Annotated in this window: 33 protein-coding genes; 32 read left to right on the plus strand and 1 reads right to left on the minus strand. The window is 40.8% G+C overall.

Annotation, left to right across the window (positions count from 1 at the left end; genetic code table 11):
* Positions 1-32 precede the first annotated feature (32 nt).
* The 29 genes from H5647_RS08830 (at position 33) to H5647_RS08970 (ending at position 16,986) form a co-directional block, all read left to right on the plus strand.
* Entirely contained in the window at positions 33-530 is a 498-nt protein-coding gene (locus tag H5647_RS08830; protein WP_045857950.1) for a hypothetical protein, read from the plus strand.
* A 20-nt stretch (positions 531-550) separates the two neighbouring features.
* Positions 551-826: a hypothetical protein gene (locus H5647_RS08835; protein ID WP_045856557.1), complete on the plus strand. Its 276-nt coding sequence runs from the start codon at positions 551-553 to the stop codon at positions 824-826.
* 112 nt (positions 827-938) lie between these two features.
* On the plus strand, positions 939-1,379 hold the full coding sequence (locus tag H5647_RS08840) for a hypothetical protein (RefSeq protein ID WP_045857951.1): 441 nt from the start codon (positions 939-941) through the stop codon (positions 1,377-1,379).
* A gap of 568 nt (positions 1,380-1,947) precedes the next feature.
* On the plus strand, positions 1,948-2,388 hold the full coding sequence (locus H5647_RS08845; protein ID WP_045859821.1) for a hypothetical protein: 441 nt from the start codon (positions 1,948-1,950) through the stop codon (positions 2,386-2,388).
* A 140-nt stretch (positions 2,389-2,528) separates the two neighbouring features.
* Positions 2,529-2,870, plus strand: a complete 342-nt coding sequence (locus H5647_RS08850; RefSeq protein WP_045857954.1) for a hypothetical protein — start codon at positions 2,529-2,531, stop codon at positions 2,868-2,870.
* An 85-nt stretch (positions 2,871-2,955) separates the two neighbouring features.
* Positions 2,956-3,321 (plus strand): hypothetical protein, encoded by a 366-nt coding sequence (locus tag H5647_RS08855; protein WP_045857955.1) that lies wholly within the window; start codon positions 2,956-2,958, stop codon positions 3,319-3,321.
* Positions 3,322-3,467: 146 nt separating this feature from the next.
* Entirely contained in the window at positions 3,468-3,890 is a 423-nt protein-coding gene (locus H5647_RS08860; protein WP_045857268.1) for a hypothetical protein, read from the plus strand.
* A 136-nt stretch (positions 3,891-4,026) separates the two neighbouring features.
* Entirely contained in the window at positions 4,027-4,494 is a 468-nt protein-coding gene (locus H5647_RS08865) for a hypothetical protein (protein WP_052692032.1), read from the plus strand.
* Positions 4,495-4,615: 121 nt separating this feature from the next.
* Complete coding sequence (locus H5647_RS08870) at positions 4,616-4,870, plus strand: hypothetical protein (protein ID WP_045857956.1); 255 nt, start codon at positions 4,616-4,618, stop codon at positions 4,868-4,870.
* A gap of 150 nt (positions 4,871-5,020) precedes the next feature.
* Positions 5,021-5,458: a DUF3592 domain-containing protein gene (locus H5647_RS08875; protein WP_045856527.1), complete on the plus strand. Its 438-nt coding sequence runs from the start codon at positions 5,021-5,023 to the stop codon at positions 5,456-5,458.
* Positions 5,459-5,571: 113 nt separating this feature from the next.
* Positions 5,572-6,000, plus strand: a complete 429-nt coding sequence (locus tag H5647_RS08880; protein ID WP_045857949.1) for a hypothetical protein — start codon at positions 5,572-5,574, stop codon at positions 5,998-6,000.
* Positions 6,001-6,136: 136 nt separating this feature from the next.
* Positions 6,137-6,448, plus strand: coding sequence for a CC0125/CC1285 family lipoprotein (locus H5647_RS08885; RefSeq protein WP_045856500.1), 312 nt, complete (start codon positions 6,137-6,139; stop codon positions 6,446-6,448).
* Positions 6,449-6,575: 127 nt separating this feature from the next.
* Positions 6,576-7,334, plus strand: coding sequence for a hypothetical protein (locus H5647_RS08890; protein WP_045857957.1), 759 nt, complete (start codon positions 6,576-6,578; stop codon positions 7,332-7,334).
* A gap of 107 nt (positions 7,335-7,441) precedes the next feature.
* Positions 7,442-7,777 (plus strand): hypothetical protein, encoded by a 336-nt coding sequence (locus tag H5647_RS08895; protein ID WP_045856724.1) that lies wholly within the window; start codon positions 7,442-7,444, stop codon positions 7,775-7,777.
* Positions 7,778-7,912: 135 nt separating this feature from the next.
* Positions 7,913-8,701: a DUF2071 domain-containing protein gene (locus H5647_RS08900; protein ID WP_045857958.1), complete on the plus strand. Its 789-nt coding sequence runs from the start codon at positions 7,913-7,915 to the stop codon at positions 8,699-8,701.
* 614 nt (positions 8,702-9,315) lie between these two features.
* Positions 9,316-9,777, plus strand: a complete 462-nt coding sequence (locus tag H5647_RS08905) for a hypothetical protein (RefSeq protein ID WP_045857960.1) — start codon at positions 9,316-9,318, stop codon at positions 9,775-9,777.
* A 127-nt stretch (positions 9,778-9,904) separates the two neighbouring features.
* On the plus strand, positions 9,905-10,258 hold the full coding sequence (locus H5647_RS08910) for a DUF4431 domain-containing protein (protein WP_045857961.1): 354 nt from the start codon (positions 9,905-9,907) through the stop codon (positions 10,256-10,258).
* 564 nt (positions 10,259-10,822) lie between these two features.
* Entirely contained in the window at positions 10,823-11,077 is a 255-nt protein-coding gene (locus tag H5647_RS08915) for a hypothetical protein (RefSeq protein WP_045857956.1), read from the plus strand.
* Positions 11,078-11,230: 153 nt separating this feature from the next.
* Complete coding sequence (locus H5647_RS08920) at positions 11,231-11,692, plus strand: hypothetical protein (RefSeq protein ID WP_045857962.1); 462 nt, start codon at positions 11,231-11,233, stop codon at positions 11,690-11,692.
* 129 nt (positions 11,693-11,821) lie between these two features.
* Positions 11,822-12,274, plus strand: coding sequence for a hypothetical protein (locus tag H5647_RS08925; RefSeq protein WP_045857963.1), 453 nt, complete (start codon positions 11,822-11,824; stop codon positions 12,272-12,274).
* Positions 12,275-12,446: 172 nt separating this feature from the next.
* A complete protein-coding gene (locus H5647_RS08930) occupies positions 12,447-12,905 on the plus strand; it encodes a hypothetical protein (protein ID WP_045857964.1) in 459 nt (152 codons plus the stop codon).
* 103 nt (positions 12,906-13,008) lie between these two features.
* Positions 13,009-13,509, plus strand: a complete 501-nt coding sequence (locus H5647_RS08935) for a rod shape-determining protein (protein WP_045856588.1) — start codon at positions 13,009-13,011, stop codon at positions 13,507-13,509.
* Between the two features lie 137 nt (positions 13,510-13,646).
* Positions 13,647-14,147: a rod shape-determining protein gene (locus H5647_RS08940; RefSeq protein ID WP_045856588.1), complete on the plus strand. Its 501-nt coding sequence runs from the start codon at positions 13,647-13,649 to the stop codon at positions 14,145-14,147.
* 135 nt (positions 14,148-14,282) lie between these two features.
* Positions 14,283-14,699: a hypothetical protein gene (locus tag H5647_RS08945; protein ID WP_045857965.1), complete on the plus strand. Its 417-nt coding sequence runs from the start codon at positions 14,283-14,285 to the stop codon at positions 14,697-14,699.
* A 137-nt stretch (positions 14,700-14,836) separates the two neighbouring features.
* On the plus strand, positions 14,837-15,166 hold the full coding sequence (locus H5647_RS08950) for a hypothetical protein (protein ID WP_045857966.1): 330 nt from the start codon (positions 14,837-14,839) through the stop codon (positions 15,164-15,166).
* A 210-nt stretch (positions 15,167-15,376) separates the two neighbouring features.
* Positions 15,377-15,802, plus strand: a complete 426-nt coding sequence (locus H5647_RS08955; RefSeq protein ID WP_162926341.1) for a hypothetical protein — start codon at positions 15,377-15,379, stop codon at positions 15,800-15,802.
* 103 nt (positions 15,803-15,905) lie between these two features.
* The gene (locus H5647_RS08960) at positions 15,906-16,217 is read left to right on the plus strand and encodes a CC0125/CC1285 family lipoprotein (protein WP_045856500.1); all 312 of its coding nucleotides are present in this window, start codon (positions 15,906-15,908) and stop codon (positions 16,215-16,217) included.
* A 127-nt stretch (positions 16,218-16,344) separates the two neighbouring features.
* The gene (locus tag H5647_RS08965) at positions 16,345-16,599 is read left to right on the plus strand and encodes a hypothetical protein (RefSeq protein WP_045857968.1); all 255 of its coding nucleotides are present in this window, start codon (positions 16,345-16,347) and stop codon (positions 16,597-16,599) included.
* Between the two features lie 93 nt (positions 16,600-16,692).
* Positions 16,693-16,986, plus strand: a complete 294-nt coding sequence (locus tag H5647_RS08970; RefSeq protein ID WP_045857969.1) for an Imm32 family immunity protein — start codon at positions 16,693-16,695, stop codon at positions 16,984-16,986.
* 301 nt (positions 16,987-17,287) lie between these two features.
* Here H5647_RS08970 and H5647_RS08975 read toward each other — a convergent pair whose 3' ends face one another.
* Positions 17,288-17,440: a hypothetical protein gene (locus H5647_RS08975; protein ID WP_162926342.1), complete on the minus strand. Its 153-nt coding sequence runs from the start codon at positions 17,438-17,440 to the stop codon at positions 17,288-17,290.
* Positions 17,441-17,607: 167 nt separating this feature from the next.
* Between H5647_RS08975 and H5647_RS08980 the strand changes: the two genes are divergently transcribed.
* From H5647_RS08980 to H5647_RS08990, 3 genes are all read left to right on the plus strand, one after another.
* Entirely contained in the window at positions 17,608-17,973 is a 366-nt protein-coding gene (locus tag H5647_RS08980) for a transposase (RefSeq protein ID WP_045856502.1), read from the plus strand.
* Positions 17,970-18,806: an IS3 family transposase gene (locus tag H5647_RS08985; RefSeq protein WP_236075025.1), complete on the plus strand. Its 837-nt coding sequence runs from the start codon at positions 17,970-17,972 to the stop codon at positions 18,804-18,806. The genes H5647_RS08980 and H5647_RS08985 overlap by 4 nt, the downstream gene beginning before the upstream one ends.
* A 66-nt stretch (positions 18,807-18,872) precedes the next feature.
* Positions 18,873-19,343: a hypothetical protein gene (locus tag H5647_RS08990; protein ID WP_045857971.1), complete on the plus strand. Its 471-nt coding sequence runs from the start codon at positions 18,873-18,875 to the stop codon at positions 19,341-19,343.
* Positions 19,344-19,349 lie beyond the last annotated feature (6 nt).

The raw sequence follows: 19,349 nt of genomic DNA on the forward strand, positions 1-19,349 counted from the left end.
AGCGTTACACGTAAAAGGAAGTATGAGGTTATATGGAAGTTCTTTTAGAGCCAGCTGTAATCGTTAGTCTTATTGGCAGCCTGCTTATTGCGATGCTATCAAAAAGACTAGCTGGATTAGGTGAGTTTTTTCTAGGCCATGTGTCATTGATTCCATCAAAGGCCATTGGCCGAATCCGAGTGTTGAAGTGGCGCTATAGAAAGAATTTAATACTCAGCGCAAGAAATCAGCACAGAGTTACGTGGGCTATTGTAAGAACCTACTCATTTTTAATATTTTTCGTATTGGTAATCGTTCTTTATCTGTTACTAATAACAATTGGCCCCTTAAAAGGTATAGGTAATCTACCTGGGTCAGTGCAGGCATTTATAGCGGCTCCAATTTATATTATTGAGGTATTGTGGTTGCTCCAAAAAGAAAAAGCGCAAGATTTAATTAAAGTAGCGGAAAAACGTGTAACAAGGCTATCAAAAATCGTTCCGGCCAAAAAAACGGCCTCCACTGGACGCGCTAACGCGCGCCTTTTATAGCGGCGTTATGTGGCCAAGGTATGAGATATATATTTTTAGCATCAATTTTATTTTCTCAATCGGCGATAGCTTGCCTATGCAATAATGAAGTGGTTTTTTATACGGGTGCTAAGGCTATTGAAGCCAAGTATCCAGAGTATAAAATTACTCGAGAAGAGTATGAGGCCGTTGAATTAGACAAGAAGTGGATGGTTCTTAGGAAAGAGCATGTATATAAAGAAAACCCAAGAGAATATCCAAGGGCATTCATATCAAAAGAGGGCTGCAAACTTGATAAAGTATTTTGGTCTAAGTAAGCACATAACAAGTTTAGCCAGCATCGCCCCTTCGGGGCTGGACCTCCGTTTCGGCGCTTCGCGCCTACACTGCGGCCGCTGCTAAAGGCGTTAGGCTCCCAAAATTTGACTTATGTACAAAATAATAGCTTGTTTTCTTTTGTTGATAATCTTGCCAGCATGTGATCCTCATAGTGGATTCGGATGTATTGCGCAAGAATCTCACCCTGATGTAGAAAGAGCAAGGCAGCTTACACAGGAAGAATTAGAAAAAATCTATTATGAAGTACATAAGCTAGCCGAACAGATTCCGGAAGACAGTTACGGGAAGGAGATCTACCGGTCAGATATTCCAGACAATCTCGAATTTATGGGGGCAGAGCATATTCGAATCAATCCCGATCGAGATCCCTATATTATCTTGGCAAACTGCTATGACGAGAGAATCGAATTAACTCTATCTAAAATAGCAACTGGCACGGCGAAAATTACTTTACACTGGGCTAAACCAACTGTTGATGCCCCATATGCAACTGGTAGTCAGGTGCTTTGGGAAAAATCTCTTGATAAATAAGTTGTTTAATAAAAATTATTGCCTAACAAATATGTCAAGAAGGACATTTTTTCCGTCGCTCGTTTTGTGCTTAAATAGCACAAAACAATCAACTACAAAAATGCCTCTTACATAGGCGTTAGTAGCCTTTATGAAATGAAGAATATTCTATCGAATGTGGCACTTGGGGTTGGATGGCTATATATCAGTTTCCAACTTTATCTGGGATTTACCACCGGAGTACTAAACGGAATAGGACGGAGTGCAAGGCTTGTCTCAAAACAAGACGAACCACTATGGTTTTATTTTGTTATGGCGGCAACGATAATGTTTAACTTGGTTATATTGATATTGTTCTTATATTCAATGTTTTCAGCCGTAGATCGCAAAGTAAAAGCATACGGTGGCAACTACAATATCAATACTTTCAAGGCCATATTTAGGGGGCTAAGAAAATAGCTACTAACAAGGCTAGCCAGCAGGACCTCCGTTTCGGCGTTCGTTTTTGTGTTGGTCGCTACGCTTACACAAAAACAATCGCCTCCACTACGGCCGCTGCTAGCAGCGTTATGTGTAATACGCAACTGAGGTGTGCAAGATTAAAAAGACTATCCTAATTTTTTTGTTGCTAGTGATCTCGGTGGTTTTTATTACCTGTAGAGTTGCTATAGAAAAAGAACAGAAAGGAAAACTAGAAATTGATGTCTTTGCAATTGAATCTGCTTTTTCTGTTGCAGAGCATGTAAAGACATATAAAGAATGCCCCGATCGCCCCCTTGGCTGGAAGGGTGCTATTGAGAGTGAGAAAGGAGATTTGGAGCTAAAGAAGGGCTATGTTAGGTTAATCTACCAATGTAAAGCTGACTTTAGCGCATATATATCGGTATTCTACAGCTTTGATTCTGAAGCGGTTGCATATCTAGAGTCAAACGGTAGCATAAAATGGGTATACGGCCATTTCACCGCGAAAAAAGAAGTGGTTATTTCAACAAGCGAATCGGTTTTGTCAGTACTAAATTCAATAAAGTAGAAACACATAACCAGGCCAGCAACCTGACATTGCATGCTACGCTCCGTTTTGGGGTGGCTTCGCCACTTTACCCCAAAACTACACTCTACATGCAATGCAGGTTCTAGCGGCGTTATAACCACTCAACATCAGAGTAATCTATGTCAACCGCCGAGGAAATATTTGTAGGATATGTTGCAATTCATTCATCACAACAGATGTACTGCGAACATGGAGCCTGCATAGTGGCTGGAACACAATCCTTTATGAATAAATATTTAAAGGCATCGTCCAGCGAATCAAAAGAGTATCAAAAACGTAAGACATTGTTCCATCAAATAGTTGACGGTATGGAAATGGGTGGAGCATATGCATTTGATCTAGAGTCATATAAAATATTTAACTCATTGGCCAAGAAAGTTGGCTTAAATTTAATTCAAGAAGATAAGCCTCCTGCTATTTCAGGCCAGAGCTTTATCTTTATTAGTTTGGAAAAGTTATAACAAAAACATCTTGCCGATATTTTGGCCAACGCTTGAAAAGCAGCGTTAACCAAAATACGGCAAATGTTGGCGTTAGAAGGCACTAATGAATAGAATCCAGCTGCTAACTATTTTGTTTTTATCCGTCTCAGCTGAGGCTTGGAATGGTTGTGATACTCCTATTGGAAAAATGACAACTGACGCTATGGGAATGTCGAGTACCATATATGTCGAATGTAAAGAACTGAAAGGAATCACCAAAGCAGAAGCGGCCGATCTTATTCGTGTTATTCTAGAAAAACAACGTCCAACGGCTAATGAAATATTTATATTTTTTGTTGCCTCCAAAGATTATGTCGGTGTTTTGGATATTCCTGCGCAATATTATGTTGGGGACTACTACAATATTATGAATAAGCTTACCATTTGGCCAAGAGTATCCGGCAAAACAGAGGCTATTTCCATAAAGTAATAGCTTCTAACAAGGCGCTAAACCAGATTGCAAAAAGCGTCACTCCTTTTGCTAAAAAGCGCAAAAGCAGCGCCACTTCCCGCAACTGGTTAGCTTAACGTTAGCTGTAAGGCATAGAAATGAGGCGTTAGCTGTAAGGCATAGAAATGAAGAGTATCGCTATATTATTTGTATTGTTATTTTCATGCTCGTCTTTAGCTGAAGATTTACGGGTTTGCCCAAAGCAGGAGCCATTCCCTGCACACTCGGAAAAGCCTGAACTCTCCGAAGATGATTATGAGTACGAGAAGCATATTTATGAGCTTAAGTATGACGAAATTAATGATATCTCATATAAAAAATACCAAGCAGCATTTGAGTATCTAGAAAATGACTTGCCTAGACAATTAAAGGTTTATGGTGATTTCACTAATTCATCTGAGTTGTCAGGAAACTTCCGTTACCATACTTCAGCGATTAATGCCTATACGCTTAGGAAGCGAGCACTTGTGGAATTCTACCAATACGGTAAGGGTGAAAAGATCAATGAATTTTGTAAGTATCTATCAACACTGGAGTATCACCCATAAATACAGCTAACAAGGCGTGCCAGCTGACATTTTGGTCGGCGCTTCGTTTTGTGTATGGCTACGCCATTTTACACAAAACTACACACCAACCAAAATGCAGCTGCACTTGGCGTTATGCGAATATGAGGATTACATTTTGAATGCAAAGCTTAAAATAATTTCGTTACTTACGGCTTTGACGATCACGAACTTTGCTATGGCTTCAGAGTGCGATAAATCTTGTAAAAAGCATCTCGTAGAGAATTATTTTTCGCTTTTAGGCGAGGTTTACAAGAAAGAATCGAAATCTGAGGATATCGTAAAATTATTCGATCTATTTCATTCTGATGTACGGTATGAACATATTGAATATCAGGCAAATTTCAACAAATTGGAATGGCAACAGGCTTTTACCGAAAACCAAAACCGAGGAGCATATGGCGCGTCCAAAAATAGCGTGATCTCAGTTAAGAACTATATTTTTGGCAAAAACCATATTGCAATTGAATACAGCTACGGAGAGATCTCCGAAACAGGCGATTGGACTCCCAAAGGCGACCAGAATCTTTTGGCCCTTTTCGGGTTTAGTGGGCGAAAAATTAGTTTGGTTAGAGAGTACTGGTAGTTGCATAACAAATCGGTCAAATTGACCCCCATTACTTCGCTTCGTTTTGCGGTGGCTTCGCCACTCTACCGCAAAACTCCGTTACGCAACGGGGGCAATTTACCAAGGCGTTAAGTGTCTTATGAGAATATCTCAATCTAAGAAAGAATTTTGGCTGTCATTTATTGTTTTGTTATTAGTTATGTTTTCTACGGGTGTCGCCCTACATGATTGGTTGGCTGCTATATTGGTTGTTTTTGTAACTATGTCTTTCGCAATTGGGGTGGCATTTAATAAAGATAAGCCACGTATGGCTGGTGCGTATGGTGGTGCTGTTGCGGGTTTGGGAATTTCACTACTTTTTCTATTTTTTGGTCCGATCCAGTTTTACGGCTAACCACTTAACAAGCACAGTCACGATCAGCCAGCAAAAACACGCTGGCTTGGACAGCCTACACTCCGCGCCTTTTGTGTATTCGCTGTGCTCATTTTCACACAAAAGGCGCTACATTACGGCTGCCCGTGCTGTGAGCGTTAGCTCTAAAGTATGGAAATAGAACTCGGAATATATGGGAAGATTATTTTTTGGTGTTTAGCGCTTTTAATATTCCTGTATGAGATTTATCAGGTTTTAAAAGGGAGAGCCTCCGATAGTTGGCGAGCACATACAGCAAAGGTCACAGACGTTCGTATCGATACACGGATAGATGATGGAGTCGAGGAGAGTAAGCCTAGTATCAAATATCATTACTCATACATGGGCTCTTCTTATAGAGGTAGTAAGATTAAGTATGGTGGTCTTTGGTCTAGTAAGTATGGCAACGCAACTACAATGCTGTCGGGTATCGTCAAGGGAAGTGATGTAACCATCTACGTCAATCCCAAACGTCCCTATCAGTCCGTTTTGTATCGCGGGTATCAAGGTAGTGCTGTCTGGTTTATTTGCTTTATGGCTGTGTTTTTCTTCATCGCAGTCCAGAGCTAACAAGGCAGTCAAATTGACGGCTATTCCGTCGCTTGTTTTGGTGGCGGCCGCTACGCTGCCACAAAAACAATCAACTACATAGCCGCAATTTACTGCGGCGTTATGGCTCTAGTATGAAGAATTTACTATTTATAATCGTCGCTTTTTTTTCTCATGGCTCTTATTCGGAAGAGCTTCGATTGGGCGATTTTACTCTTTCGATGAGTAAAGATCAGATTCTCGATAAAAAAGGGGAGCCTATCGAAAGAATCGAGCAGGCAGATTTGATAACTGACATATTCAAATACATAGATATAGATTTTTATTTTTCAGGCGAAAGTTTGATTGGTGCATACTCAGAAAAAGAAGGTGTGTGTGCCAACAACAATATATGCGTTGGCGTTAGGATGGGATCAGCTAGTGAGGTGTGGGGTAAAGCTTACCCTAAAATTATGCAGGGAAAAGAATATTTGGAATTCTATAAACCTGGTGAATTCAGTTGTTGGTATCGTATTGGTGGTAAAGATAAAATTAAGAGTATTGAAATTGCCTGCCAGCCATAACAAGGCGTGCCAGCTGACATTTTGGTCGGCGCTTCGTTTTGTGTATGGCTACGCCATGTTACACAAAACTTCACACCAACCAAAATGCAGCTGCACTTAGCGTTAGGATATTTCTATCAATCAATCTAGGGGATTTATGAAAAACTTATATTTCACAATTTTTGTTTTATGTTTGTCTGGATGCGCAACTGCATATGGTAAATATGGTTTCTCAGGTGGCTATAAAGATAAGCAGTTAGATGATGGGTCTATTGAAGTTTCGTATCAGGGAAACGGTACTACTTCTCCAGAAACAGTCGAGCTATATTGGGAAAAACGAGCCGCAGAATTATGCCCAAGTGGATATGATATCGTTTCAAAAGAAAATGGTGGTCACAGTAGTTATTACCCAGTGCAAGTATTTCACCCCTTAACTGAGGGTGTTATTAAGTGCCTTGGTGATGGTTAACAGTGCAATCCTAACAAGCCGCTGTAGAAGGACAGTTTTTCCGCCGCTTAAATTTATGGCGAAAAGACTGCCATAAATCAATCAGCTCCAAAACTGCCTCTAAGCGGGGCGTTAGGCACACAAAAACATGAAAGATATTATCGATGAAATAGATTCTAGAATAAAGAGCCCCCTTTTTGGGTACTTTCTGTTTTCGTTAATCGCATTTAATTGGGAGGAGATGTTTTATCTTGTTGTGGATATTGGCTCTGTCTCTAAGAGAATCGAATATTTCCACAATGGTACTAACCTTTATTCTTTGCTCATATACCCTTTTTTGGTAGCTTCTGTATATGCAATAGCTTATCCGTGGCTTAGCTATCTTTTCATGCGGCTGAGTACAAAGCCTGCTGAGCTAAAAAATTCTTTACACGCTGAATCAGAGCACAAATTTCTTACTAAAAAGCAGGATCTGGAAAAAACTCGAAGTGAACTTCTAAGGAGCGCTGAAGTTGAGCTTATTGAAAGAGCTAAGCGTGATGCTGAACTCGGTGAGATTGAAGATGAAGGCATAAGAGAAAAACTGCAGACTGAAATAGAACAGCTTAGACAGGATAGAGATGAGCTTAGTATATCTCTGAACGAAAGCCAAAGAACCAAGGCATCTTCTTTGCCTAAGGAGCAAGAGCAAATCATTAGGCTGATTACTACCGAGGGTGGAACAATGCTTGAGAGCAGTATAATAGAAATATCAAATTTTGATAAAGTAAAAACAGAATATCTCCTTGAGGATTTGGAGCAAAGTGATTATCTAAAGAAAGATTATAACGATGATGTCGGGGTTTACTATTATTACCTCACGACAAAAAGCAAAAAGCTTATGGTGGAGAAAGGTTTTGCGAAGTAAATCATGCCTAACAAAGCTATCAAAAATCGTTCCGGCCAAAAAAAACGGCCTCCACTGGACGCGCTAACGCGCGCCTTTTATAGCGGCGTTATGGCTACAGGTAGAAAATGAGAGCTTTCGTTAAAGTCACATTATTACTCTCTGTCATTGTGAGCTTAATCTCTTGTTCCTCAAGTGGGGCAGTAGAAGAAAGGCAGGAGTTTTGGCTGCAAAAAATTAGTGAGTTTAAGCCCGTTGGAAAAACTCGATCAGAGCTATTTGAATGGCAGAAAACAAATGATATCCCCTTGAATTCCTTTCCGAACAAGGGTGGCGTCATTCTTGAAGTTATAGAAGGTGATGGCCTAGTATGCTCAAAATGGCATATATTGCTTTCAATCGACGTGGATTCTAATGATTTAATATCAAACTATTCAGTTACAAGTGCAGGAACATGCTTGTAGTAAACGAATTCGGCAGCCATAACAAGGCCAGTCAATCTGACCTCCGTAAACCGTCTTCTTTTTTGCAAAAAAACGCAAAAAAGCAGCCAATTCACTCCGGCAGTTGCTGGCGGCGTTAAATTTCAAGGAAGCATCGTGCAAGAATCACGGAAGCTAGAAGATTATTTGATAGGGAGACCTAAACCACGCGGGATAGATGTACTATGTGGTTTGAAGCATTTTGCAATTATCACTTACGCAGTTCCGGCGGAGAGATTTCAAGGTATATTTCCCGAGCGGTTTCAACTAGATACAGTTGAAGTAAATGGCCAGAAAATGGGGCTTTTATCCGTTGTTCCGTTTATTGATGTAGATTTCACATCAGCAGTGTTCCCATTCCCAAAATTTACAATGGGGCAAACCAATTATCGTATTTACATTATCGATAAAGAAACGGGTGAGCGCTGCGTATGGTTTTTGGGTACGACGCTGGACTCGTGGACGCTCGCGGTGCCCAGATATCTATGGAACCTTCCTTGGCATTCCGGCAAAGTCAGTTTCGAGTGTGTCTTAGATGAAACTAGTGGTTTTTACGAAAAGTACCGTATGGAAACGGTATCTGACTGGGCGGCAGCTTCGGTTGAATTGGTTCAATCAAAATATGACAAATTTGATTTTCCTGGCTTCCCCGACGTTGAGTCAGCCTTGGTTTACTTAACTCATCCTTTGGCTGGATTTTATTATCGAAGAGATAGTAAGCTCGGTACTTATCGAGTCTGGCACAAGGAGCTAGAGGTTACTCCAGCCAAGCTTGTATCGGCTAGTTTTAAGCTTTTATCTGATCTCGAAATTGTAAAAAAATCGGAGCAAAATTCACCTTATAGCGTCTTAATAGAACCCATTAATGAATTTACTATTTACTTGCCGCCCACTGTTATTGGGTAAAAAATTTAACAAGGCTGTCATAGGGACATTTTTTGCTACGTTCCGTTTTGGGGTGGCTTCGCCACTATACCCCAAAACTACACTACACAAAAAATGCCCCATACAGCGGCGTTATATTTCGGGAGTGGCGAATACTTGGAAGACATAAAATTTATTATATTTGGTTTGGTGTTCTTCCTTGTAGGAGGTGCCTTCGAATATTTTAGGCGTAATAAGCCATGTGAGAAGTGTGGCGGGAAGATGAAAGTTGTTGGCGTAAAAGATCCGCTAGGTAAGAATATTACAAAGACGACTACAATTGGGATTTCGCTGGGGTTCCCACATGATAAATTAGTCAAATTAAAGTGCAATAAATGTGGTCAAATCAAGAATGAAAAATGGAAGTCATAGTTAGCAATATTTTAAGAGTTAAATATAACAAATCCAGCCAAGCTCAGCCACTGCGTGGCTTGGACTTCCGTTACGGCGCTTCGCGCCTTCACTCCAGCCCTTGCTGGCGACGTTAGGCGAAGCTAATGAAGATCTCCTTAATAATTTTCGTACTCGCTTTATCTGGCTGTAGTTGCTTGAGCAAGATCGAGCAAGAATAACCTGAAGGCGAATTATTTATCTCAATGATGATGGTTGAAGGGGCTTTTTCCGGACCAATAAAGGGCAAGACTGGATTCGCTTTCTATATTGAGCAACCAAGAAATGTAAATACAATTGGCCCATTTCTGAATGGATACAGATATATAGACGGAAAGCTTGTAGAGGTTTTTGATCACGGCTCAAGCGCACGTGATTACATTGCTAAAATTGAGGATCTAGATTTTAAACCTTTCGATTATGAAGTTGAGCTAGAGAAGGCTGTCAAAAAAGCTCAAAATGACTATGAAATTGTGGTTTTAGGTGTTCGTGACGGCGCAAAATGGGAGCTTAAAATAAATACCCCATATGGAATGTTTGTTTTAAACAAATGGAACCCTGGCGGAGAAATCGAATTTCTAGCTCCATATAATGAGAATTTTAGTAAACTTAATGCAATTATAGAAGCTTTGGCAAACTACTATGGTTCTTACCACTTACATATGTAAAAAAGTGCCTAACAAGTTTGTCCACCCGACACCTTGTCCGTCGCTGCGTTTTGGGGTGGCTGCGCCACTGTACCCCAAAACTCCGCTATGGCCAAAGTGCGGGTGACAAAAGCGTTAGAGTTTCATTATGAAATTTATCGCGTTAATAATTTTAATATTTCCAAGCTTGGTTTTAGCCTGTTTTCCAACCGATGGAAGTGAGGTGGAGATTATCGGTACAGTAGTACCTGCTGTATATAAAACTCAAGAAATGATCGCGCACTATAGTGCCTTGGAGCTAGTAGAACCCGAATGTTTTTCACCGGATGGTGAACTTTCAGATGAAGAAGTAAAAATTGGAAAGGTTCAACTTGTGGTTCCAGAAGGCGTTGAAGTTGAGGTGGGTGGCAAATATCGGGTAAACGGTAATGCTTTTCATGGCCATACGGGCCATCATTATACAAAAATCATATTAAGTTCTAAAAATGTACAAAAACTCTAACAAGTTGCTCCTGCTGACATTTTTTCCGTTACTTCTTTTGTGCTTAATAGCACAAAATCATCCACTCCAAAAATGCAGCAGAGCAAGGCGTTATGGCGGGTTTAAATAATTTTTAAATCGTTCTAGAGTTCGTCAAAATTTGAGAGTTCTCAGTTTAGTAAGTGCCATCGTCGAGAAAGAACAAATGGTTTCACTCGGCACAAGAAAGTCGCGAAGTGGTTACAATAGAAAGCATTGGAATAAGGTGAGAGCAAAACCATTCGTTCCTTGGTTCACCGTTTAAGATTTCACTGCGAAACAAAAGTGGGTGGCTCGCATCTTCAAGGCTTTATCAAGAAGGTACGAGCTAAAATAATAGTAGTTTAAACTGGTTGGGTTTTTAATAGGCTAAAGTTCCGCGTTCGCTCCACAAAGAGCGCTATAGGAAATAAGTGCCACCCATCCATAACAAAAATAGCCACCTGACACAAATTGTGAAGCGCCTTATTTGTGTAAACGCTTCGCTTATTTTACACAAAACAGCACTCCACAATTTGTGCAGGTGCTATAGGCGTTAAGTGTCTTATGAGAATATCTCAATCTAAGAAAGAATTTTGGCTGTCATTTATTGTTTTGTTATTAGTTATGTTTTCTACGGGTGTCGCCCTACATGATTGGTTGGCTGCTATATTGGTTGTTTTTGTAACTATGTCTTTCGCAATTGGGGTGGCATTTAATAAAGATAAGCCACGTATGGCTGGTGCGTATGGTGGTGCTGTTGCGGGTTTGGGAATTTCACTACTTTTTCTATTTTTTGGTCCGATCCAGTTTTACGGCTAACCACTTAACAAGCACAGTCACGATCAGCCAGCAAAAACACGCTGGCTTGGACAGCCTACACTCCGCGCCTTTTGTGTATTCGCTGTGCTCATTTTCACACAAAAGGCGCTACATTACGGCTGCCCGTGCTGTGAGCGTTATGGTTTAGCGAGTATGAAAAGAATAATATTATTTATTGGTTTATTTTTATCGGTATCGTCTCATGCGGAGTGCCCTAAAGTATCAGTTCAAGTGAGTGAGCTAATTGCTGAGCATGTTGATAGCATTAGAGGCGGTGAATACTGTCATGCTCGACAAGTCCTATTGGCTGAGGATGTAGAAATTGTTTTGTACACTATAGAAGGGCCTTGCTATAAGCAGGAAAAATCTCCGCCTGGCAGCTGCGGAAATCATTTTTTTCGTTCTATGGTGGGTATAATCGATGGTAAGAAATACGAGAAGGTAATCGTCGGTGGTAAAGGTGTATTTCTAGCCGAGACAATTCGAATAGAAGGTGGCGTTGTTGCAATTAAAGGTTTGTCCTACTCGAACTCAGACCCAATGTGCTGCCCAAGTGTTTCTAGTACTCGTAGGTATAAATTGGATAACGGTTCATTTGTTGAGGTAAAACCATAACCAAGCTATCAAGCAGACCTCCATTCCGGTGCTTGATTTTTCGCTGGCCGCTACGCTAGCGCAAAACAATCACCTCCATTACGGCTGCTTATAGCGGCGTTATGTGCCCACAAATAAGGACGGTACCGTTTGAATAAATATTTTCTTATTATTATTTTACTTTTTCCAGTCCTAGCATTTAGCTCAGAGAATAAGATAACTATCAAGCTCGATGATCACGTGAATATTGAGCTAGAAAAAGAAAAATTCGAAGCCGCGGGAAAAAATATTGTATATTGGGATGATTCAAAGAGAGCGATAAATCTAATCGATGGTTGGCTGCTTTTTGGAACTGACGCGAATATACCCAATTATAAATTGGTGAGCGCGATAGTTACTATTAACGATGTACGTTTCAAGCTAGATGTTCGGGGAATGTACGAGCCTTGGTGGGAGGGCAACCCGCCCCAGTTTAAATTACAAAAATTTGGGAAAATATATAAATTGAGAGGACATTTTTCAGCTGGGGCCGGTAGCTACGAGGTGGAGTGGCAACTAATAGAAGAAAAATCATATAGAACGGTAATTGAGGGGAAAATATAGCTGCTATGCGAGTATCACATAACAAAGCAAACCAGCATCAGTCGCTGCGCTCCTTGGACAGCCTTGCCGTCGATTTTTTTATGCATGGCTTCGCCATTTTCGCACAAAAAAATCAACAACAAGTCTGCCGCTGTTTGCGGCGTTACGTGTCAAATCGTGCAAAGGAGTAGCAATGGAACATAATTTTGAGAGGTTGAAAGATCATATATTACCGCTTTCAAATTCAAATGATTTTCATGCTGCGAAGAATGAATGGAAGCTTGTTGGGGTTGAGATTCAAGAAGATTGGGATCATTGTCCGTGTGGTCAACGAATTAAAGAGTTGTGTTATATCCAGAATCAGTTCAATTCTAATAAAACCTATGTTGGCAACGTCTGTGTGAACCAATTCATTGGTATATCGACTGGTAATCTCTTTGATGGCCTAAAACGAATAGCCAAAGATAACTCTGCCAACGCGAATGAAGATCTAATTCTTCATGCTTACCAGCTTGGCTATATTTACGAAAAAGAATACCAGTTTTTAATGCAAACTCGCCGTAAACGTAAAATTTCGGATAAGCAGCTTGCATGGAAGCAAAAAATAAACTGGAGAATTGTTAATCAAACAGTTGTCCGTAAAAACACGTAACAAGTCAAAGCACTCGGACTCGGTAAAGCTGTCACCTTTTTTGTTCCAAAAAAGTCGCCAACTTCACCAAGCCGGTGTTTGAGGCGTTAGCTATCAGGCAGATATGAGCATTCTTAAATATATACAATCACTATTCTCGAGCGACTTATATATTCAGGTTTGGGAGAATAGGATAAAAATATCTAAAGTCGGAACGAATGATGTCTACGATGAAGAGCCGCTTATGGCGCTTAAAGATAATGCCAAGGGAGTTCCGATTGTTATTGAAATAGGTGACAAAGTTAAACGCCTGAATAAGTCTGAAATAGACAAAGTAGTTAATCCGTTTAAGCATCCTAGACTGTTAGTACATGACTTTGTCGTTGCCGAAAAAATTATTCAGCATGCTTTTAGGGAACTACACAAAACTAAATGGATTGCGCCTTCCCCGAGAGTTATTTTTCAGCCTATGGAAAAACTAGAAGGAGGGGTTACAGGCATAGAGGAGCGAGTTTATCGGGAGCTTTGCCTTGGAGCAGGTGCTAGGGAAATTTTATTACATATTGGCAAACCTCTGTCAGTATACTCACTAGATTTTAATGAATTTAAGCAGCAAAATAGCTAACAAGGCAATCCAGCATAAGCCACTACGTGGCTAGGACAGCCTAGCCGTCGCTCGTTTTGTGCATGGCTTCGCCATTTTCGCACAAAACAATCAACAACTAGTCTGCCGCTGATTGCGGCGTTAGCTATCAGGCAGATATGAGCATTCTTAAATATATACAATCACTATTCTCGAGCGACTTATATATTCAGGTTTGGGAGAATAGGATAAAAATATCTAAAGTCGGAACGAATGATGTCTACGATGAAGAGCCGCTTATGGCGCTTAAAGATAATGCCAAGGGAGTTCCGATTGTTATTGAAATAGGTGACAAAGTTAAACGCCTGAATAAGTCTGAAATAGACAAAGTAGTTAATCCGTTTAAGCATCCTAGACTGTTAGTACATGACTTTGTCGTTGCCGAAAAAATTATTCAGCATGCTTTTAGGGAACTACACAAAACTAAATGGATTGCGCCTTCCCCGAGAGTTATTTTTCAGCCTATGGAAAAACTAGAAGGAGGGGTTACAGGCATAGAGGAGCGAGTTTATCGGGAGCTTTGCCTTGGAGCAGGTGCTAGGGAAATTTTATTACATATTGGCAAACCTCTGTCAGTATACTCACTAGATTTTAATGAATTTAAGCAGCAAAATAGCTAACAAGGCAATCCAGCATAAGCCACTACGTGGCTAGGACAGCCTAGCCGTCGCTCGTTTTGTGCATGGCTTCGCCATTTTCGCACAAAACAATCAACAACTAGTCTGCCGCTGATTGCGGCGTTAGCTTTCATTGAGATGAAGAAACTTCGAACCATAATTTTATTTGTTCTTCCATTTATTTGTTGGGGGGCTTTGGCGGTTCATTTTCTGATGCAAGGAAATATATGGGCAGCCACTTTTGCTTCTTTACCATTTGTTGCATTTATATTTCTAATCATTTCTCCTTTCCGTGGCCCGGGTCACTTTGCTTTTACTAGTGAAATTGGACCCACACAGGAAGAAGAGGAGACTGATAGGCAATATCACTTAAAAATGGCAAAATGGTGGTTATTGGGTTCAATGGCTTTTCCATTCTGCATCGCGCTTTCTTTCTTGTTTAGCAAATATGAGGGCTTTGCAGTTGTAACTATGTTTGTTGGTATTATGCTCGGCATACCTTGCTTTTTAAAATTCCTTGGTAGCCTTTTTCAAGCTATAAGGGTCAAAAGCTAACAAGGCCATCTAGCATCGCGCCAGCATGCGCTGGCGCTGGACAAATTTTCCGCGGCTCGTTTTTGTGTTGTACGCTACGCTAACACAAAAACAACCCACTACAAATTTGCCGCTAATGGCGGCGTTAAGTATTAAATATGAATATCAAGACAGGCGTTGAGGTAGCAGGTGAGTCGTGGTGTGATGTGAATCTTGAATCGTTTACTTGGGGTAGTGGCGGTCGAGATGTGATATTGACTTTCCTAATGCACGAAAACCAAGTTGGAGTATTAACTTGCACCTGGGCTCATTCTATCAAATTTAATTTAACCAGTAGAATTAATGAAGGTGGATTACCATTAAGCTGGAACGCCAAAATTGAAGAAAATGATGTTAACGGTTGGGCGCTATTGTTTGATTTTTCGGACCGTGGGGTTGTGGAATTAATTTGTAATGAAATTTCACTCGAGCTACGAGTACGTACTTAACAATACGCTCAAACATCGCTTCGGCCTTCGGCCTCCACTGGACGCCCAATGCTACGCTTGTTTGTGCATTTACTTCGTAAATTATTGCACAAACCAGCTACACATTGTGCGCCGTTTAGCTCAGCGTTAGCCGTCATGAGTGCCATGAAGAAACTATTATTGTTATCAATGCTCGTGTTAAGTGGGTGTGGGGTCTATGAATGCATAGATATGAAAGTAGAGCGTGAGCCGAAACCTATTGATAAAACCATAATCGTTAGCCTTGCCTTCCAAGAGCAGGAGATGAGTATGGAATTAAAGTGCGAAGAATACTACGATGCTTTGTGCGCTGAGCGCGGAAACTACTGGGACGTTCGGGAAGTTGGTTCTGAAAAATCAGGTCAAACGAGCTCATTTAAATTTACTGATCCTAAACTAGGTAACGTAGAAGTTTCAGTCCCTTGGTGTGGCGATATTGTGAAAGGTCGTATGATTCCGCTGAACCATATATTGCCAAAAATAAATGGCGAAACATACTGGTTGGTGAGTATGGAAAATGGAGTTGGTAAATACCAAACATCAAAACATATAACCAAAACAGTCAAAGAAGCATATTTTAATTTATCAATGAGTATAAACGGAGTTCAACTTAAGTAGTGTCACAGCTAACAAAGCCATCAAATCGACAGCTTTACGCTGCGCTTCAAGCGGCAATTTATGGCGGCGTTAGGATATTTCTATCTATCAATCTAGGGGATTTATGAAAAACTTATATTTCACAATTTTTGTTTTATGTTTGTCTGGATGCGCAACTGCATATGGTAAATATGGTTTCTCAGGTGGCTATAAAGATAAGCAGTTAGATGATGGGTCTATTGAAGTTTCGTATCAGGGAAACGGTACTACTTCTCCAGAAACAGTCGAGCTATATTGGGAAAAACGAGCCGCAGAATTATGCCCAAGTGGATATGATATCGTTTCAAAAGAAAATGGTGGTCACAGTAGTTATTACCCAGTGCAAGTATTTCACCCCTTAACTGAGGGTGTTATTAAGTGCCTTGGTGATGGTTAACAGTGCAATCCTAACAAGCCGCTGTAGAAGGACAGTTTTTCCGCCGCTTAAATTTATGGCGAAAAGACTGCCATAAATCAATCAGCTCCAAAACTGCCTCTAAGCGGGGCGTTATGTGCTCTAAGTTATGATTGAAAGTGTTCTAATTATTTTAGCTGGTGTTTTTCTTATATGGATTGTTCGTTCATCTAGGGAAAAACATGCTGATGTTGCGAAACTTTCGAGTAAAGAGCGTGAACAACTGAAGCAGAATGTAAACTTGCAACCCAAAAAATATTTCGTGTTGGGTGGTTCTTTTACAGCAGTTCCATTCTGGGTTGTTATTTTGATTGTGGCTTTATTTTTAGGGGCATTAGTCCTTGGTGTTAATTCAATCACATAACAAGTTTATCAAAGATCGCCCACGAAAAAGCTGTGGGCTGGACGCGCAAAAAGCCGCGCGCCCTTTATAAAAGCGTTAAAACTCAGAGTCATTATGAGCAAGAATAAAGAATACTTACTTAGTGTTTCAACAGATAAAGATGGAAGCCAGGTTTTTATCCATGCTGACATAAATGGAATCTTGGCTTTAGAAAAAAGCATCGCATTTCTTAAGAGAAAGCTTGCTGAAAACGAGTGTGATCATGATCATTTTCATTCTGAGTCATGGGCTGGTGATGAGCTCTCCGAAACAATGTTGGAACAGGAGAAGGAGGCGGGCTGTAAACAAGTACATCACGTCAAAATATATGGATGGAATCAAGAGTGGAAAATAAATCACAATTTGTAGTACGTTTTAACAAGGTTAGCCAACCTCGCCCGCAAGCGGGCTGGACCTCCGTTCCGGTATTTGTTTGTGTTGGCCGCTTACGCTAACACAAACAAATACCTACACTACGGCCGTTGCTAACGGCGTTATATGAGTATCGAAATTTGAATATGTGGCCGAAATCATACTACTTCGCGCTGAGCAGAATGCTTTATATGGAGGTGCTAATTATTGCTGTTTCTGTGTTGGCGTATTTTGGTTTTGGTAGCATAGTCGATAGGGGTTCCCCTGAGGTGTTTTTGTACTCCATCGGCTCAATGCTTTATTCATCAATAGTATTCTTTCTTGCATGTATGGTTTTCTGTTTCGTCGCTGTAATAAAGAGGCAGAAGGTGGCGGCATCCTTAATGAAGTTGTTGGTTGCTGCAATCGTTGTTCTATTTCCAGCAGCACTGGTACCAAATTTTTTACCCATATAATGGAGGTTCATATAACAAGGTTAGCCAACATCGCACCTTCGGTGCTGGACCTCCGTTCCGGTGTTTGTTTATGTGCTTTAACGCTGACGCTAGCACAACACAAATACTAGACCTGCACCACTTTGGCGGACAGTTATTTACTGTTTAGTTAAAGGGGTAAAAAATGGGTTTAACAAAGAAGAAACATTACGAAAGCTACACGTTGGCTTTTAAAGTCAAGGCGGTGAGAGAGAGTAAGAAGCGTGGCGTTAGGGCGGTCGATGTTGCTAAGGCGCTTGGGATTCATCCCGTCATGCTTTACCGTTGGCGCCAAGAATATAAAGAAGGCCGTCTATCCGAGAATAAACACATGCAAATTAAAGCCCCTCCACCCAAAAAGTCTAGAGAAGACAGTGACGCACTTAAGCGCGCAGAAACGCGAATAAAGGAATTGGAAAAACGACTAGCCTCCAAAGAGGAAGAGGTCGTTATTCTAAAAAAGGCAAAACGGTTCTTCTCGGATCAGCGCAGGAAAGATACGCGTTCATAGAGGAGAACCGGGGGGCTCATAAGGTCGTTAGGATGTGTGAATATCTGGATGTCTCAACAACTGGCTATTACGATTGGCGCGAGCGTGGGGAAAGCAGTCGAGCGCAGTACGATAGTATTCTCGTTGATGAGATAACAAAGATGCATGTAGGTCATGAAAGAAATTATGGCGCTATACGAGTTCACCCATACCTAAAAAACCTAGGGTTTCCCTGTAGTCGCAGGCGGATCAACAGATTAATGAAAGCGTATTCAATAACCTCTATATACCACGCATATCGGCATAATCGCGCTTCAGGCAGTAATTCATTAAAGGTGGATAATGTATTAGCTGAGTCGCCACCAGCAGCATCGGTAGGTCGACATTGGGCTGGGGATATGACATACATTAAGACTCGAGAGGGGTCTGTATATATGGCGGCTGTACTAGACCTATTTACTCGTAAGGTTGTTGGTTGGGGTTTTTCCAGAAACCATGATGCCGATTTGGTATGCGGCGCGCTGAAGATGTCGTTGGAATATGAAGAGGCAAAACCTGGGTGTTTGTTTCATAGTGATCAGGGCTCGGAGTACTGCTCGGACATTTATCAGGAGGCCGTAGCGAACGCAGGCATGGTTAGTAGTATGAGCCGAGCTGGTACGCCAACAGATAATGCTTTTGTAGAATCATTTTTTAAGACATTAAAGAATGAATTGGTGCATCATTGGAAGTTTAATAATATGGTCGAATGTGTCGCTAGGATTGTTGACTACGTTGAGTTTTATAATGAGGATAGATTACACTCTAGCCTCAATTATGTATCACCAAATACATATCAAAATATAAATGTTTAGTGTCCGTCAAAGTGGTGCAAGTCTATACCTCCACTACGGCCGTTGCTAACGGCGTTAGGCTTAAGTATGAAAAAAGTATTACTTTGCGTCTTATCTTTAGTATTTATATCAGGGTGTTCAGGGCTGGTACGTCAATCTGGTATGGTTCCGATTCCGAGTGAACCTTGGAAAAAGGTGAGCGGTGTTGGTGTCGAGACAAGTTGCGGCGATCTAGGTGTTTCTGTTGGTTATATTTCTTATTCTGACTTAGCTATTATTGGCCCGCTAATTCCGATTGTACCGATAGGAAGATCAGATGGTGGCTCCATCTACGTAATGCTAGAAAATGAAAGTATTTGCCCATTGATACAAACAGGGAACGGTAAATTTAAAGCTACGGCCAATAAATCGACTCTTGTTTGCCACTACAAAATTGGAAAACTGGGTGTGGATCGAGAGGTTCGTTTAGTTTTTAACGAAGGTGTTAAATGTAGTCTTCCTCCAATTGAATATGAGGAAAAAATCCGATGGTTTTACACTCCGTTGTTGTCAGCCTAACAATAC

The sequence above is a fragment of the Teredinibacter purpureus genome (assembly GCF_014217335.1).
Taxonomy (GTDB): Bacteria; Pseudomonadota; Gammaproteobacteria; order Pseudomonadales; family Cellvibrionaceae; genus Teredinibacter; species Teredinibacter purpureus.

Bases quoted from the DNA above. Each gene is read 5' to 3' on its own strand.
- H5647_RS08860 (WP_045857268.1), top strand. From the start codon at position 3,468: ATGAAGAGTATCGCTATATTATTTGTATTGTTATTTTCATGCTCGTCT.
- H5647_RS08940 (WP_045856588.1), top strand. From the start codon at position 13,647: ATGAGCATTCTTAAATATATACAATCACTATTCTCGAGCGACTTATAT.
- H5647_RS08980 (WP_045856502.1), top strand. From the start codon at position 17,608: ATGGGTTTAACAAAGAAGAAACATTACGAAAGCTACACGTTGGCTTTT.
- H5647_RS08935 (WP_045856588.1), top strand. From the start codon at position 13,009: ATGAGCATTCTTAAATATATACAATCACTATTCTCGAGCGACTTATAT.
- H5647_RS08950 (WP_045857966.1), top strand. From the start codon at position 14,837: ATGAATATCAAGACAGGCGTTGAGGTAGCAGGTGAGTCGTGGTGTGAT.
- H5647_RS08970 (WP_045857969.1), top strand. From the start codon at position 16,693: ATGAGCAAGAATAAAGAATACTTACTTAGTGTTTCAACAGATAAAGAT.
- H5647_RS08945 (WP_045857965.1), top strand. From the start codon at position 14,283: ATGAAGAAACTTCGAACCATAATTTTATTTGTTCTTCCATTTATTTGT.
- H5647_RS08840 (WP_045857951.1), top strand. From the start codon at position 939: ATGTACAAAATAATAGCTTGTTTTCTTTTGTTGATAATCTTGCCAGCA.
- H5647_RS08895 (WP_045856724.1), top strand. From the start codon at position 7,442: ATGAGAGCTTTCGTTAAAGTCACATTATTACTCTCTGTCATTGTGAGC.
- H5647_RS08880 (WP_045857949.1), top strand. From the start codon at position 5,572: ATGAAGAATTTACTATTTATAATCGTCGCTTTTTTTTCTCATGGCTCT.
- H5647_RS08915 (WP_045857956.1), top strand. From the start codon at position 10,823: ATGAGAATATCTCAATCTAAGAAAGAATTTTGGCTGTCATTTATTGTT.
- H5647_RS08875 (WP_045856527.1), top strand. From the start codon at position 5,021: ATGGAAATAGAACTCGGAATATATGGGAAGATTATTTTTTGGTGTTTA.
- H5647_RS08870 (WP_045857956.1), top strand. From the start codon at position 4,616: ATGAGAATATCTCAATCTAAGAAAGAATTTTGGCTGTCATTTATTGTT.
- H5647_RS08960 (WP_045856500.1), top strand. From the start codon at position 15,906: ATGAAAAACTTATATTTCACAATTTTTGTTTTATGTTTGTCTGGATGC.
- H5647_RS08830 (WP_045857950.1), top strand. From the start codon at position 33: ATGGAAGTTCTTTTAGAGCCAGCTGTAATCGTTAGTCTTATTGGCAGC.
- H5647_RS08905 (WP_045857960.1), top strand. From the start codon at position 9,316: ATGATGATGGTTGAAGGGGCTTTTTCCGGACCAATAAAGGGCAAGACT.
- H5647_RS08965 (WP_045857968.1), top strand. From the start codon at position 16,345: ATGATTGAAAGTGTTCTAATTATTTTAGCTGGTGTTTTTCTTATATGG.
- H5647_RS08920 (WP_045857962.1), top strand. From the start codon at position 11,231: ATGAAAAGAATAATATTATTTATTGGTTTATTTTTATCGGTATCGTCT.
- H5647_RS08855 (WP_045857955.1), top strand. From the start codon at position 2,956: ATGAATAGAATCCAGCTGCTAACTATTTTGTTTTTATCCGTCTCAGCT.
- H5647_RS08975 (WP_162926342.1), bottom strand. From the start codon at position 17,440: ATGGGTAAAAAATTTGGTACCAGTGCTGCTGGAAATAGAACAACGATT.
- H5647_RS08930 (WP_045857964.1), top strand. From the start codon at position 12,447: ATGGAACATAATTTTGAGAGGTTGAAAGATCATATATTACCGCTTTCA.
- H5647_RS08850 (WP_045857954.1), top strand. From the start codon at position 2,529: ATGTCAACCGCCGAGGAAATATTTGTAGGATATGTTGCAATTCATTCA.
- H5647_RS08885 (WP_045856500.1), top strand. From the start codon at position 6,137: ATGAAAAACTTATATTTCACAATTTTTGTTTTATGTTTGTCTGGATGC.
- H5647_RS08835 (WP_045856557.1), top strand. From the start codon at position 551: ATGAGATATATATTTTTAGCATCAATTTTATTTTCTCAATCGGCGATA.
- H5647_RS08910 (WP_045857961.1), top strand. From the start codon at position 9,905: ATGAAATTTATCGCGTTAATAATTTTAATATTTCCAAGCTTGGTTTTA.
- H5647_RS08955 (WP_162926341.1), top strand. From the start codon at position 15,377: ATGAAAGTAGAGCGTGAGCCGAAACCTATTGATAAAACCATAATCGTT.
- H5647_RS08890 (WP_045857957.1), top strand. From the start codon at position 6,576: ATGAAAGATATTATCGATGAAATAGATTCTAGAATAAAGAGCCCCCTT.
- H5647_RS08990 (WP_045857971.1), top strand. From the start codon at position 18,873: ATGAAAAAAGTATTACTTTGCGTCTTATCTTTAGTATTTATATCAGGG.